This is a genomic window from Sodalis praecaptivus (genome assembly GCF_000517425.1).
Lineage (GTDB): Bacteria > Pseudomonadota > Gammaproteobacteria > Enterobacterales > Enterobacteriaceae > Sodalis_A > Sodalis_A praecaptivus.
Genome location: NZ_CP006570.1, coordinates 379061 through 393975 on the forward strand (window position 1 = coordinate 379061; position 14915 = coordinate 393975).

A 14915-nucleotide genomic window follows, 5' to 3' on the forward strand; every position below is an offset into this window, starting at 1 on the left:
GACCATGTTTAGCCCACTGGAACACTATTTATCCACCTTAGACAGCGCCGCCATGCTGGTCGCGCGCCGGCACGACATCCTTTTCCGCTACGGCGACGATACACGACGCTATCCCTGTCACTCCATGCGTAAAAGTTTTCTGAGCGCCTTATTCGGTTGCGCGCAGGCGGAATCGCGATTTGATTGGTCGCTGACGCTGGAACAGTTGGGGATTGACGACCGGCAGCGGCTGAGCGCGCTTGAACGGCAGGCGACGTTGTATGATTTACTGATGGCCCGCTCCGGCATTTATCATCCCGCCAATTACGAAACCCCCTGGATGAGAAGTATCAAACCTCCACGCCATCGTTACGCGCCCGGCGACAACTGGTGCTACAACAACTGGGACTTCAACGCCCTCGGCAGCGTGTGGCGCCAGCTGACCGGTGAGGAGATCCACGACGCCTTCGCGCGGCGGATCGCCGACCCCATCGGCATGGAGGACTTCCGTCCCGCGCAGGATGGCGCCATGGAGCCCGGGGTTTTTTCGGACCACCCCGCCTATCCCTTTCGTCTTTCCAGTCGTGACCTGCTCCGGTTCGGCCAGTTATTTTTGCAGCAGGGCAGATGGGACGATCGCCAGGTGATACCGACGCACTGGGTCCAGAGCAGCACGCTACCCGTCTCCCACGCCGGCTGCCGCGGCGCTTACGGCGCGATGTGGTGGGTCACGCGCGACGGCGTCGCCTGGCCGGGGGTAATCCTCCCAAATGGCAGCTATTCGGCGCGCGGCGCGGGCGGTCATTTTTGCCTGGTGATACCGTCGTTGGCCTTAGTCATCATCCATCGTGTAGACACCGATACGCCCGGACAAGAGGTGAACCGTTTTCAAACCGGCCGACTTCTACAACTGCTTTTTGACTCGCTCAACGCAAGGGAGATTTTATCATGACCGTGATCGAGACTCTCGCCGCCTGGTGCGCGCAACCCAAGAGGTTTACGCCGCAGGCCCGAAAACTGGCGATAGAGGCCATTACCGATACGCTGGCCTGTCTTTACGCGGGGCGAGATGATTTCTCCACCCGCGCCGTAAGCGATGCCTGGACGGTGCCCTACCGCTCCCCCGCCGTTCAGGCCTTGATCAATGCGACCGCAGCGCACGCCATTGATTATGACGATAACTTCGCACCGGGTATGAGCCATGCTTCAGCGGTGCTGGTACCCGCGCTTCTGGCGGTGGCGCTGGCGCAACGGCGCGAGGGTACGGCAGTGATTGATGCTTACCTGATAGGCCTGCAAGCCCAGGCGTGGATCGGTGAAACAGTAGGGCGATCCCATTACACCGCCGGGTGGCATGGCACCTCCACCGTGGGATGTATCGGCACCGCCGCGGGCGTGGCCTGGCTGATGGGGTTGGACGAAGCCGGCATTGCGCGTGCGCTCAGTATCGCGGTAAGCCTGGCCAGCGGCGTAAAAGGCCAATTTGGTACGCCGTTAAAACCGTTTCACGCCGGCATGGCGGCGCGCGGCGCCGTGGAGTCTGCCGTTCTGGCCAAAACCGGCATGAGCGGCCGGCGGGACATTATCGAAGGCCCGCAGGGTTTTAGCGAACTGTATGCGGGTCAATCCGCTCAGCAGCGGCCTGAATACTCTATTCCCCCCGACCATGTGATTGAACGGGTTGGCCTCATGCCGAAAAAGCATCCCTGCTGCGGATCCACGCATCGCATTTTGGATGCTATTGCCGATTTGCAAGCCCAGCACCGCTTCAACGCTGAGGATATTGAACAGGTTGTTACCAAAGTCGGCGTCGCCAACTGGCGTAACCTGGCCTATGCGCAGCCGGAGAATGAAATGCAGGCCCGCTTTTCCATGCCTTACTGCGTTCAGGTCATGTTGGAAAAAGGCCGGCTCAGCGTAAGCGATTTCACGCCGCGACAGGTTATGCAGCAGGCCGATCCCGTGAAATTGGCTCGCATCAGTATGGTCGCCTGGCGCGCCGAAGAAGAACAAATGCACGACAATTTGCCCCATAGCGTGACGCTGCACTTCAAAGACGGGCGTCAATTGACAGCGCAGCGGCACAGTGCCAAAGGCGGCCTTGAAGAGCGGTTCACCGAGGACGATCGGCGGCAAAAGTTTGTCGACTGCTGTCAGGGGCTGGCGGACGCGGCGTCCCTCTATTTGCAACTGCAGTCGCTCGATAGCCAAGCAGACCTTAGCTTTCTGCGGCCGTTGCTGGTTGCGTGAGTCGGTTAAAGCCGCGGCGGATAAACACCGTCAGGCGGACGACGCAGCATTGATGGGCGGTTGAGTCAGGCTGCAATAGCGATAATGTTTATTGCACTGAATGGTCATCCGTTGGCCCAGAATAAACGGCTGGTTCGTTTTTCCATGGCCAAACTCGGGATAATAATAGACTGGAAAATTCACCCGTCTGGCAAAGTCCTGCAGCACGTAGCGATTGAGATCTCGCTCCTTTTTATCCGCGCCGATGGGATAGAATTGGCCAAAAATAACCGCCTTGGGACGGAAATTTTTCATGTACTCGAGCTGATGGAGTGTCCTGTCAAGCTGTTTATAGGTGACGCCGGTGTCTTCCATAAGCAGAACTTTATCGGCATAACTTTTCTCATAGCGAGTGGAGAATAGCGACTGCATCAACGTCAGATTACCGCCGTTTACAATGCCTTGACCGCCCGCGAAGGCGGGCAAATTGAGCGGCTCAATGCCCGTATAGGTCATACCGTTCGCCACCGTGCGGAAAATCTGCGGTATGCTGCTGTACATACTCACCTGTTCATCTTTGCGCACGTCATACATTTCGCGGTTGTAGGACGCAAGAATACCGTGAACGCTGGGCCACTTGATGACGTTATTGATAAAGTGATGCAGGACCGTCACATCGCTGAAGCCGATAAGCACTTTGGGGGAAGAGGCCGCTATCTTGTAGCGACTACGATACAAATAAGGATAAAGGTTCAGCGCGCCAGACCCTCCCCTGACAAACCACAGATATTTTACATTGTCATCCGTTAACGCTTTGATTAGCGTTGCCGCGCGAATGTCGTCCGTATTCACATAGCCCAACGGCGTGGGATGCTGGTCAAGATAACGGCTATCCACGGCATAACCTTGCCGGCGAAATACCGTCTCGATCTCGCCGATAATGCTTTCATCGTATTGAGATGAACTGGATATTAAATAAATCGTCGGTTTGCCAGCCGGGACGTTATTCGTCGTAGCGCAATCATGGGTCAAAGGGTGAAATATCTCGGTTGCGGCGGGGGCCGCTGCGGATAAAGTTACGCCTATTATTATCAGCCATAATGCGATAAAGGGATACTTCATACATTACTCCGCGAGAGGGGATCACCATGACCTTACTCTACTTAACACGGATAGACGCCAAAAATCCTCAAAACTAGAGCGATGTTTATTTTACGTTTAAACATTAGCCGGTTAATGATGTTAATTTTCAGCACGCGCGCGGCATAAAAAGAAATAGCGAGGGTAATTCCCTCGGTCGTGCCATCCCCGTGAACGTTGACGCTTGCAGCAAAACGGAGGGGAATGTTCAAGGAGAAAGGAATAAATGCCAATTTTAACAACGAATAAATCACTCACGCCCTCAGACGGAGGCTTAACGGCTACCGAAAATGTTGACGCGCCTTTCGCTTCATCCCGGCGAAAATACAACACGGCTATTATTTGTAGCTTCAGACTATCCACCTTACTCATAGCGGCACTGGGTGTAGCGTTAGAATGCTATGCCGAAGATAAAATAGATTTTTCTTACCGTTCCCCTGTACCCGAGGTGTCTTATTCGGTCGACGATCGGCCTCAGCCCTTTTTTAAAGAGCAAAGTGAACCGGGTCCGGCTAAAGGAGCGTCAAAGTTAACGCGGGGCGGGATTAACTTTGAAACCAAGGACCAAAGAACCCTGTGCAGCCAGCATAAAACCGCCTACACTTTCAAGGATGACGCTCTTTCGTTCGCGGTAACCGACCCTCTTCCGGGAAGTTCCGCTGCTTCCGTGCATGCGCCTTCCAGAGCACGGCCCCATTGCGATGGTTACGGTTGGCATTCTCCCACTTTCACCCCTCCTAATCCGGTAAAACGCCCGCGTCCCCCGGTGTTTCAGCAAGAAAGGGCCATCGATAGCGACAGTCCCTACGGGGATTATGAAATGTCGATTAAATTATGGGGTGATTAAAGGAGACCGCTATTCCACGCGCTGCCGACACGACGGCGCGGCCATAACGCCTGGCTTGGCAGGCGTGAAGAAAATGTCTGGCGCGGAATCATCCCGCGGTGATGGCACTTTAGCCCGCCATCCCGGTCCCATCATGCCAATCAGCCTACCAACCAGCCAACCAGCCAACCAGCCAACCAGCCAACCAGCCAACCAGCCAACCAGACGGGTCTGACACTGCCTGCCCAAGCGCAATCCCGGCATCCCTTAATGACGCGCGGCGTCAGGCAAAGTTTAACCATACCCGGTTATCATCGTCCATACACGGTGAAACGCGCCTTTATCTTAAGGCCCTACGCGTTAATTCCGCGCGGTTTTTCCGCCCTGCTTTCGTCCATGCCCAGCGCAATAACTTTTTGTCCTGCCAGCGCTGGAAAAAAACGTTCATCAATGAGAGCATCAACCTCGTTAAATCAATATATATGATTTGCAGATATAATTAAACTGACAACATATTAATAGCTTATTATAGCTTATTTTCATTCTGGCCGCCGAGGGAGAAATAACGTAATACTAAATATATGAAATAGTATAATTGCGTTCTTATTATTTCCTCCAAATTAATCACTGTGCATTTCGCAGCGGAGCAATAGACTATTGCAATTCATGCATAGCTGATAGAAACTTAAAATTGAGCCTCATATAACAATAACGAAGTTATTTAAATTACGCTAAGAGATATTAATGTGACGAATTATTAAAAGGAGATTATATATGACGTCGAGACTTGCGGTACATGGCGGCAGCGCTATTCGGAAACACCCCTGGCCACGGTGGCCCGCAAGTTCTTCACAAACCGTCAATAATCTGCTGACGGTATTGGAGAGCAGCCGCTGGTCCATTAGCGGCCCTTATCGCGGCGTCATGTGTTTTGAACAACAGTTTGCCCAGGCTTTCGCTCGCTATACCGGCGCAGGCTATTGCGTACCCGCCGCATGCGGCACCGCCAGTTTGAGTATGGCGCTGGAAGCATTGGGGGTGGGGGCGGGCGACGAAGTTATCGTGCCGGCCATTTCATGGGTAGCGTCCGCCTCCGCGGTCTTGGGGATCAATGCCATACCCGTGTTAACGGATGTCGATGCGCAAACCGGCTGCCTGGACGTAGAGGCGGTTAAACGCGCGATTACGCCGCGCTGTCGCGCCATTACGGTTGTCCATCTCGGCTCGGCGGTGGCCGATGTCAAAGGTCTGCTTTCGCTGGCGAATGAGCACGGACTACCGCTCGTTGAGGATTGTGCCCAGGCGCACGGCGCACGCTTTGCGGGGCAGCATGTCGGCACGTTCGGCAGCGCGGGAACTTTCAGCATGCAGCACAGCAAGCTGCTGACCAGCGGTGAAGGCGGCGCGGTTATCACCCAAGACGCGGACCTCGCCAAGCGCTTATCCCACCTGCGCGCGGATGGCCGCAGCCTTGCCAGCGCGCCCCCGCCCATCGATGGGATGGAGTTAGTGGAAACGGCCGCCTTGATGGGATCAAACTATTGTCTATCTGAATTTCACGCCGCCATTCTGCTGGCGCAATTGGAAAAGCTGGACGCGGAAAACGCCGTCAGACGGCGCAACGCGAGCTATTTGGACACGCTGGTGCGACAAACCGGCTGTACGCCGCAGCACACCACGCCAGGTACGACCGAACGGGTTTATTATCAGTATGTCATAGGCTTACCCGCTGCCGCGCTGGAGCACGCCTCCATTGAGCAGTGGGCAAACGCCCTTTCCGCAGAGCTCTCTCTGCCCTGCAAGCCGATGTATGCCGCGCTGAATGCCTGTCCCCTGTATCAGCCCGCCAGCCGGCGACGTTTTATCTTAAGCGAGCATTTTCAAACAGCCGTTCAACCGCAGCGATTTAACCTGCCGCAAGCGGAACAATTCGCCCGCAGCCACCTTACCCTCCCCCATCGCGCGTTATTGGCGGAGCAAGAGGACATGGTGGATATACAGCATGCGTTGGATAAACTTCTGCGCTCCGCGCACTGCCTGTAACGGCGTTCGAGGGAAAACCGATGACCACTACACCACGCCATCGTTTCGTGTTTATCCGCCATGCGCAAGCGGTGTGCAACCGGCAGGAAGCGCACGATCGTTTCGACTCCGTCGCGCCTGACTCGCCGCTGACCCCCATCGGCCAGCGGCAAGCCCGGCTGCTGGCCGACCATTTCCCCGCAGGGTTGACCGGCGCCAGGTTGTATAGCAGCCCGATGCGGCGCGCGCTGCAAACGGCCTCCGTACTGGGCACACGGCTCGGCTTACCCTTGATACAAGACGATCGTCTGGAGGAGATGCGGGTCAGTCCGCCGCTTAATCCCTCGCTCACGCTGCCGGATTGGGATGCCCTGCTCCAGGCGCGCATCGACAATACGGCCACGGAAGCGAAACCCGGCGTTGAAACGGTGACATCCCAACAGGCGAGGGTCAGCGATTTTCTCAAGCAGCGCCATCGGTTTCGCGGTGGGGAGGCCCTCACGCTTATCGTGTCTCATGCGTTAACGATTGAGTTAGCCATTATGACGCTTTTGGGGCTTGAACCCGCCGCATTACAGCGCTGGCGATTGCGAATAAGTCACACCGCGCTGCATGTGGTCGAAAACGAAACGCTGGGCGGCCCTTCTCGGCTGGTGCTTACCAATGCGCAAAACCACCTGGGTTTATGGCTTTAACCAGAACGCCAAGAGAACGCTATGACCGCAAAATATGAACGTTTACAGCAGCTCTCACAACAGCAGGACTTCGCGGCGCTGGTGCCGCCGTTAGCGGGGTTTGGTCCCGATGACGCCCAGGCTATCGTCAACGCGCACCCACAGGCTGATGCCGCTCGATTGCAGGACCTGTATCGCCGCTATCTGTCCCAACATCCCGATCGGATGAAATACGTAGAGGAACGCTGCGGCCCGCCGCCCTGGATTATCCGCAGCGCGGGACTGGAGGATGGCGATCGGTTCGTCAATGCCGGGGGCTATGCCAGCGTTATATGCCTCGCTAAAACCGATTTTGCCGAGCGGGTGGCCGAGGTAGTTTTCAGCGGTTTCACGGCCCAGGCGATTGCGCAACAAAAACTGGACCATCCCAATTATCAGCCGCAGCCTATCGCATGGTTCGCTCAGCGGCTGGTTGAGGGCGTGCCCTGTGTGGCCGAACCGTCACAGTCCCCCTATTTGACCGCGGAGGATTGCCGGAAATTAATACAACGCCTGCAACAGCTACATCAGCATTTCGCACAGCCGGCACTGGATACCGAGTGGGTACTGGAAACGGATCTCGGGCTGGTGTCGGCGACCGCGATGAGCTTGAGCGCCTCAGATGGCGTGCGGGGCGAGCTGGCGTTGGGGTTTGGTTTCGCCTCGGCGCAATCCCCCGGCGCGCGCGTTAACGCCGTGGCGTATTATTGGCCGTCAAGCAAGGCACCGTTGTGGCACGGCGCGCAATTACGCCAGGCCACAATGATGAAGTATTGGCTCGTGCAGGTTCGGCCGGCGCCGGGCTATCGACTAGAGTCTCAGGTCGAACGGCTGACGGCCGCCACCCGCGCCCGTTTGGCCGGCGCGCTGCGCGCCGTACCCGTGAACGCGCTGCTGCCCGCCATGGCGCCCGCGGCCGGTCATTTTCTGTGCGCCACTACTCTGGACGAGGCATGGGGGCGCTATTTAGGGCTTTCCCCGTCCGGGAAAAAGGCTCTGGCGGCGGTATTCGTGGAAACAGGCGTCGCCTGTGAACATGCCGGCATTATGTTCCGCCAGCAAAATTTGCCCGTTTTCTTGGTGCGCCTGGCGCACGTACCCACCGTAACGTGGGTGGTCATCGATAGCGAGGAGGACTATGCCTACTTCAGCGCCCAGCAACCGGCAATCCCGCTAACCAGCGAAACCGCGCAACGTGTCAATTTGCCCACCGCCATACAGGCCATCTTCGACGACACGACGCCGGTACCCGCAGCGCCACTCACCCGCGAGGCTCTCGCGATATTACTGCAGCAAGCGTTGGCCGGGCCGCCGCCGCTAGCGGAAAAAACCGCCGCCGCACTGAGATGGCGCACGCTGTTCCCTACAGACGCCTGGCTGCAAACCGCCCGCGAAGTCCGCAGCCCGAGTTTAGCGGGGTGGCTCCTGCCGTATGGGGGAGAAGAGACGCTCTCTCTGCTGCCGGACGCCTGGCCGACAGCCGGGGAAGCGCGCGGGTACCTACACGCCTATAACGCTCGGCGCTTGCCCCGCACGCTGTTGCCGCAGCTCTGCGCGGCGCTGCCCGATCTCGCGCCTTCACTGGGCGCCCTCACCGATCTTCGCCTGATGAAACAGATGCTGAACGCCGAGGCGTGGATGACAACGTTGCCTACCCTGCAGCTGGCTGACCGCGTACAGGCGGCGATGACGGCGCCTGCCGACGCGCGGCGGCTGGAATGCCTGCTGCGGGTGTTGGACGACACCGTAAAATTACCGATTTATACCGACGCGGAACGTACCGCGATTATTCAGCGCATCATGAACGCCAGCCATGCCGCCATTTCTCCGCTATCGCTGTTACATGTCATCACTTACGGCCCGTTGGCGCCCCCCTTGCTGGCGGAGCTGGTAAGCCATCCCGAAGCCTTTGAAAGCTACGCGCGCTTTCTGGCGCCGCTTGGCCGCTTCAAAGCGGCGCAGGCGCAGGCCGGTATGCGGGAAGCCGAACGGCTATTGCAGGCCACCAGCCAACTTATGACGGCGCTCCGGCAGGCCCGGCTCATCACGTTGATCGGGCTGTGCCGTATAGACCTGGTGGACACCTACGATCAGGTGCTCAAGGCGGTTTTGACCGACGTGGTGGAACGGCGCGACCCCGTTGTCTATCGCCGCTATCTGGACTTGCTCGCGGGCTGGATTGCCTTTGCGCAACACTTCCCACTTACCGACGGGCAGACCGCAGCCTTAGCGGGGTTACTAGGCTGGATAACGGCCGCCCGCCACCAGCCCCTGCCTGACAGTTTTACCCTGGAGCTGGATAAGGAGATGGCGCAACAGTTGGGCGATGATTTCTTACGCTGGCAGGTATTAATGCCGATCGCCGCCGAAATGACGCCGCAGCAGTTGCCGATACGTAACGCCCATCAATTGCACAACCTACTGCATCAATGGATGTTGGCCCACTTTCGTACTGAGTCCCACCGCGGCTTGCCCGCCCGGCTTCAGCAACTGATTGAACGCGCCGATGCGTTTGGCGATACCCGCTCCTGTTTATTGCGCTTCACCCCGCATACCCTGGAAATCTCTCTACCGTTTGTGGTGCATAAGGCCAGTTTTGTGGTCACCGAGCGGGAGTGGGTGGTGGAATTTGCCGAACTGCCCAACGCGGACGAGAATCAAATCGGCCGACTCTATGTTTTCGAGGCGTTAGCACTGCGCCTGGTCGAATGGAACCCCGTCTGGCGCGTCGTCGTCAACCGGGTCTGTCAGTTAGGCACCTGGACGCTTTTTTTGCGCCTGCAGCGTAGCGACGACGGGGCATGGCGCGACGACGATCTGCCGCAGTTGGTGCTGTGGTTACGCACGCTGTTCGACGCCGCCTATGATTTTTCCTATGTCGACAACGATCGCGTCGCCCATGTCTACGCCCTACTAGGGCAGGCCCCGTGGCGCGAGCTCATGCACGCCTATGCCGCCTACCGCGCGGCGGTGGATTTCTCCCGTCAGCGCGTCACCGTCTATTCCCTGCCTTTTGCCTCCATGTTGGCCTCGCTGTGCCTGGACGGCTCCCTTGCGCAGGCGGTGGCGGATGCCTGCCTCGCGGGATTCGACGGCGCTTGGGATGCTTTCCTGGCGGCCGTGGCACGGCTGGAGGCAACCGATTGTGGTCAAGCACGGTGGGATCATCTGCATATCGCCGCCGGGCAGTTGGGATTATTGCTCGCGGCCCGATGGCCGCAACAGGCGCTAACACGCCTGGCTCAGTCAACGCTATCCGCCGTCGCCACGGAACGTCTTGGGGTGAGCCTGCTGCACCGCCGTGATATGACGGCCACCGTACGGGGCTTAATCACCGCGCCAGAACATGCCCGCTTACGCGAAGCGGTGCTGCACCATCTCCCCGAAGCGGCGATTGACGCCCGCAACGCTGAGGCTGTCGCACAGGAGGTGACCCAGTGGCAATGCCGGTTCAAACGCGCCAAAGACTATCTGCTGGCGCATCATGCCGAACGCCTGACCTCCGGCCAGCGCCGACGGCTCGTTGAACAGCTGTCCCTCGTGCCTTATGGCATGACGGCAGAGGGCGAAAAAGCCATTCAGCAGGTGCTCAACCGTGCCGAAACCGCCGAGAGAGGCCGTTTTAGCCTCGCCGATGTCGACCCTATCGCCATTATTTCAGCCATCAGGACTAAGACGCTATGATGATACCGCACACAATCGATCCCGCCCGGGTCGACATCACCCCCGCCGCGCTGGTGGAGCGACTCCGCCAGGCCGAATGTCAACTGGGCGGCGATGGTTATCTCTGCGCCTGCGCGCTCTATCAGATTTGGTGCGATTTGAGCCTGCTGGCGGAGGCTAGCCATCAACCGTTGGCGTTACGGCGACAAATCCGCTGCGCGATGAACCATGCCCAGCTTAATGTCATGTCTATCGCCTGCGGTCACAATGCGTCCAGCACTCCGGCCAGCTATCCATCGCTTACCCTGACGCTGCAAGGCCAAATGGCCCCGTGGCTGGAACTGCTGACGCGCATACTGTCTACCCCCTTGCCGGAATGCTATGGCTATGACCTGGGGGATACCGAAGTGTGCATGGCCGATGCCGGCCGCTTCGCCCGTGAGCAGGCTGACGGGCATCCCCTGGTGATTGTGGGCATCCGCAGCGGCGGCAGTATCGTCGCCCCGCGCTGGGTCGCCGGCGTGGCGAAAACAACCCAATCGACGCCACCCTGGCTTACGGTGCGGCCGCTTCGACAACAGGATACGTCGTGCCGCTATCATCCCGCGGAGCTGGCGACGCTGCTGCGTCTTTGCGACGCCTTGCCGGACCGCCCCAATCTGCTGATTGTCGACGATAAGCCCGATACCGGCCGTACCGTCTCGGCACTGGTGAGCGTGCTGGCGGATAAGGTCAACGGCCTGTGGTTCGCCAGTATCGGCCATGTCAGCAAAATAGCCGCGCCGGAGGTCTGGACGACCCAATTTTCACACTCGCCGCTTGTTGCCCGTGAACGGCGTCCCCTTTGGCAATTGCTGCTAGCGCAGGATCATGCCGCTTTCCTGGCCACGCTCGCCGCCGCACTGCCTGAAACCGCCTCTGTCGGCGCCGGGGCCCGCGTCGTTATCCACTGCCCGGCGCTGGAAAAGCGATATGGGACAGGGGAGGCCTGGCTGCCCTGGAATGCTCCCGCCATGGCGCGCTCGCGCTTAAGGCGCATTAATCCCAGGAAAACGCCGCTGCTGATAACGGACCCCTCGGGCAATCCTCTGATGCATCTGCGCTTCATTGGCGAAAACGCCTATGGTTTGGCGGAGTTCGGGCGGCTTAAACAGGTCTGCGCCGCCTCCGCCCAGGCCGCATTTATGGACGGTTACCATATTACGCAGCATCTCCACGGCCTCCGGCCGTTACGCGCCCTACTCGCGCACGCCAACGGGTCCGAACGTCGCCGCTGGCTGTTGCAAAGCCGGCACAGCATCGAGAACATCAGCCACCCGCCGCTGGCGCGGGTCGCCGGGCAGCGTTCGCGCGTACCCATAGGCGAAATGTTAAACCGCCTATGGCAACGCCTGCAAACGCGCATGGGTCAGGAACCGGCGCCGGCTTTGCCCTCCTGGCTGTGCTCACTTACGATCCCGCCCTTTGGCGGCAGCCTGCGGCCTATCCGATCTTCCCTGCGTTATGCCTGGGGCGAATGGCATTGGCAAGGGGATGCCGAAGCAGGCCTCCATCGCTTCCATCAGAACGCCAACTGGGGAGACGTGAGCTGGCCCGAGCTGGAAATCGCCGCATTCCTGCTGGTCCATCACCTGCCCTTCGAGACGCTACACCTGATGGATGACGATAAGCACTATGCGCCGCCGACGGTAGATATTGTCGCCGCCTCACTCCCGGCGGCGGCCTGCGTCATTCTTAGCGGTATCAATCGGGAAGTGCGCCAGTTTAGCGCTCGAGGCAAAGCGCGCCTGCGCGAAGATCTTTCGCTCTTGGCGCAGCAGTTGATCCGGTACCGGGAGAACATCCTTGCCGGGACGCGGCCGGGCGCGCCGGCCAAGCAGGCTTAGCCGCGATCGACAGCGGCACATACCCAAAGGAGCGGCCCTATGATTTCGACCCTTGACGCCCGGACATTCATCGATAATTGGGAGGGTAAGCGCATTACGTTGATTGCCCCTCACCCTGACGATGCGGCTTTTTCACTGGCGGGGATCATCGCCCTACTCGCGCCCCATTGCGCATTCACGCTGGTGACGGTTTTTACCCGCAGCGCGTGGGCCGTACCCGACTTGCTGCGCCAGGCGGGGCCCGAGGCCATTCATGAGGTGCGTATGGAGGAAGAACGGGCCTTTTGCCAGCGCTTTACCCTGGACTTTAGCCCGTGTGATTTTCCCGACGCCAGCCTGTGTGGTTATGACGCGGTAAGCGAGCGCCAGGAGCTGCGCGACGATGACACGCGTGCCGAAAATGTTACCCAGACGCTGCGGCTCAGGTTAGCAACCACCCTACCCGATATCGTTATCGCGCCGGCGGCCGTTGGCGGCCACGTCGATCATCACATCGTCCATCGCAGCCTAAGTCGGATACCGGGGACGTGGCGACGCGTTTTTTATGAAGATCTGCCTTACGCCGGCGAATTTTCGCCTGCGGCGCTGGAAACGGCGCTGCGCGCCCGCGGGATGGACATCGTTGCAACGGTCGATATTGATGCCGCCGTAAGGGAAAAATATTGCGCCATGACCTGCTACACCAGCCAACTCGAACCGGCAACCGTTGAGACGATTATTCACTACTCCCAACAATTGGCGAGACGCCAAAGGGGCGCCGACGAGTCTGTTTGCCACGCCGAACGGTTATGGGAGCCAGCACGCCAATGACGGCCGATTATATCCGCAAATTAATTTACAAAATTGCCTGCGATACCACCGGCGAAGCGGTGGAAATGATAAACGCCAGCGGACGGTTAACGATCCCCGCCCGCGACGCCATCGAATTCATGGTACGGCTTGAGGCGCTGCTCGATTGCAGTTTGGGATGGACCCGTTATCAGCCGTTAACGATAAGCGTTGATGAATTGACGGACATTGTGCATCGCGCCTATCACGCGCGGGCATCGGCTGGAAAAGCCTTTTTTTCATATCATCCATAGGGGAAAAAGATGAAGAGCAGCAACGATCGGCGTCCCGCCACATGCCAGGAAACCCGCCCCCGGCGCGCGGCTGGACAGGCGTTGTCCTTGGGGTATCCGCACGAGCAGAGCCATTCCATGGCGAAAAACGAATTGCGTTTTGAGGAGATGGCCTATCCTTTTTGGCTGGGCAGCCATTGCGCGGGCGCTATCGCGGATCATCTCGCCGGCATGGTGGCGTCCTCACTGCACGTCATTACCGACCATACCGTCAATGCGCTGCACGTCAAATCCTTCGTTCGGCAGCTGCACACGGACTGCCCTATCCGGGTTTGGTCCATCCCGGAGGGGGAAGAAAACAAAACCCTGACGACGCTCGAAACGCTGGCTAATCAATTACTCAGCGTTGGCGTCGATCGCAACAGCGTCATTGTCGCAATGGGGGGCGGCGTGGTGGGCAATCTTGCAGGGTTGCTGGCCGCGTTATTATTTCGCGGCATCCGGCTGGTGCATATTCCCACCACGCTGCTGGCGATGAGCGACTCCGTGGTTTCTCATAAACAGGCGGTCAATATGCCGCAGGGCAAGAATTTGCTGGGATGCTACTACATGCCCGAAGCGGTATTTGCCGACACCGCATTTCTGATGACCCTGCCCGCCAGGCATATCCGGTCGGGTTTATGCGAGATTATCAAAAACGTTCTGATCATTGAGGCGCAAGAGGCATCACCGCTAGCGCAGGCGCTCAATCCCGATGCGCAGTATCACGAGGACGCGTTGATTCGCATTGTGCGGTCCGGCGTTAGAGCAAAACAAAAAATCATGATCCATGACAGACGGGAAAAGCGCCAGGCGCTGGCGTTTGAATACGGACATACCGTGGGGCACGCCATCGAACTCGCCTGCGCCGGGCGGCTAACGCATGGCGAATCGGTGGCGCTGGGTATGATTGTGGCGGCGGAGATTGCGTCCGCGCTTGGCGTACTGAGCCCCAAAGCCTATGACTGGCATTATCGTTTGTTGCGGCTCAACGGCGTCGACCTGCGGGCGCCCGCCGGCACTACCGCGGAAGCCGTGATGCAGATGCTGCTGTCTGATAACAAACGCGGTTATCTGCGAACAGCGGCGAACGAAGTCCCGATGATATTACTGCAGGATATGGGCGTTCCTCTGCTGAATAATGAGGGTATCCCTTTAACGCCGGTGTCAGTGGATCTTATTGAGGCCCTGCTGCGAAAGCATCTTCTTCATCCTTGCTGATGAGGGCACGGCGCCGGCGAGACGTTGTCGCCACGCTAGCGCTATGACGCAGGATGCGTTACGCAACAGCAACGGCCGTCGCCGGCGGCCAGGCTGTGTTAATGCCTTTCACCGGGCGCCTGTCCCGTAAAAGGAA

11 protein-coding genes are annotated in these 14915 nt (G+C 58.6%); 10 read left to right on the forward strand and 1 reads right to left on the reverse strand.

Annotated features, from left to right (window positions below):
• Positions 1–4 precede the first annotated feature (4 nt).
• Positions 5–931 carry a serine hydrolase domain-containing protein gene (locus tag SANT_RS22490; RefSeq protein ID WP_025424481.1) on the forward strand — a complete coding sequence of 309 codons (927 nt, stop codon included), beginning with the start codon at positions 5–7 and terminating at the stop codon, positions 929–931.
• Positions 928–2229, forward strand: coding sequence for an MmgE/PrpD family protein (locus SANT_RS22495; protein WP_025424482.1), 1302 nt, complete (start codon positions 928–930; stop codon positions 2227–2229). The genes SANT_RS22490 and SANT_RS22495 overlap by 4 nt, the downstream gene beginning before the upstream one ends.
• Before the next feature lie 30 nt (positions 2230–2259).
• On the opposite strand, the gene SANT_RS22500 is transcribed toward SANT_RS22495, so the two are convergent.
• Positions 2260–3330, reverse strand: a complete 1071-nt coding sequence (locus tag SANT_RS22500) for an LD-carboxypeptidase (RefSeq protein ID WP_025424483.1) — start codon at positions 3328–3330, stop codon at positions 2260–2262.
• Positions 3331–3574: 244 nt separating this feature from the next.
• On the opposite strand from SANT_RS22500, the gene SANT_RS24425 reads away from it, so the two are divergent.
• The 8 genes from SANT_RS24425 to SANT_RS22540 all read left to right on the forward strand — a co-directional run bounded on the left by SANT_RS24425 (position 3575) and on the right by SANT_RS22540 (position 14779).
• The gene (locus tag SANT_RS24425; protein WP_148296390.1) at positions 3575–4195 is read left to right on the forward strand and encodes a hypothetical protein; all 621 of its coding nucleotides are present in this window, start codon (positions 3575–3577) and stop codon (positions 4193–4195) included.
• Positions 4196–4948: 753 nt separating this feature from the next.
• Positions 4949–6217 carry a DegT/DnrJ/EryC1/StrS family aminotransferase gene (locus SANT_RS22510; RefSeq protein ID WP_025424485.1) on the forward strand — a complete coding sequence of 423 codons (1269 nt, stop codon included), beginning with the start codon at positions 4949–4951 and terminating at the stop codon, positions 6215–6217.
• Positions 6218–6237: 20 nt separating this feature from the next.
• Positions 6238–6891, forward strand: coding sequence for a histidine phosphatase family protein (locus tag SANT_RS22515; RefSeq protein ID WP_025424486.1), 654 nt, complete (start codon positions 6238–6240; stop codon positions 6889–6891).
• A 21-nt stretch (positions 6892–6912) separates the two neighbouring features.
• The gene (locus SANT_RS22520) at positions 6913–10593 is read left to right on the forward strand and encodes a hypothetical protein (protein WP_025424487.1); all 3681 of its coding nucleotides are present in this window, start codon (positions 6913–6915) and stop codon (positions 10591–10593) included.
• On the forward strand, positions 10590–12458 hold the full coding sequence (locus SANT_RS22525; protein WP_025424488.1) for a hypothetical protein: 1869 nt from the start codon (positions 10590–10592) through the stop codon (positions 12456–12458). The genes SANT_RS22520 and SANT_RS22525 overlap by 4 nt, the downstream gene beginning before the upstream one ends.
• A 39-nt stretch (positions 12459–12497) precedes the next feature.
• Positions 12498–13268 carry a PIG-L deacetylase family protein gene (locus tag SANT_RS22530; protein WP_025424489.1) on the forward strand — a complete coding sequence of 257 codons (771 nt, stop codon included), beginning with the start codon at positions 12498–12500 and terminating at the stop codon, positions 13266–13268.
• Positions 13265–13540, forward strand: a complete 276-nt coding sequence (locus tag SANT_RS22535; RefSeq protein WP_025424490.1) for a DUF6137 domain-containing protein — start codon at positions 13265–13267, stop codon at positions 13538–13540. Before SANT_RS22530 ends, SANT_RS22535 begins: the two co-directional genes overlap by 4 nt.
• A gap of 9 nt (positions 13541–13549) precedes the next feature.
• Positions 13550–14779: a 2-deoxy-scyllo-inosose synthase gene (locus SANT_RS22540; RefSeq protein WP_025424491.1), complete on the forward strand. Its 1230-nt coding sequence runs from the start codon at positions 13550–13552 to the stop codon at positions 14777–14779.
• Positions 14780–14915: the final 136 nt, after the last annotated feature.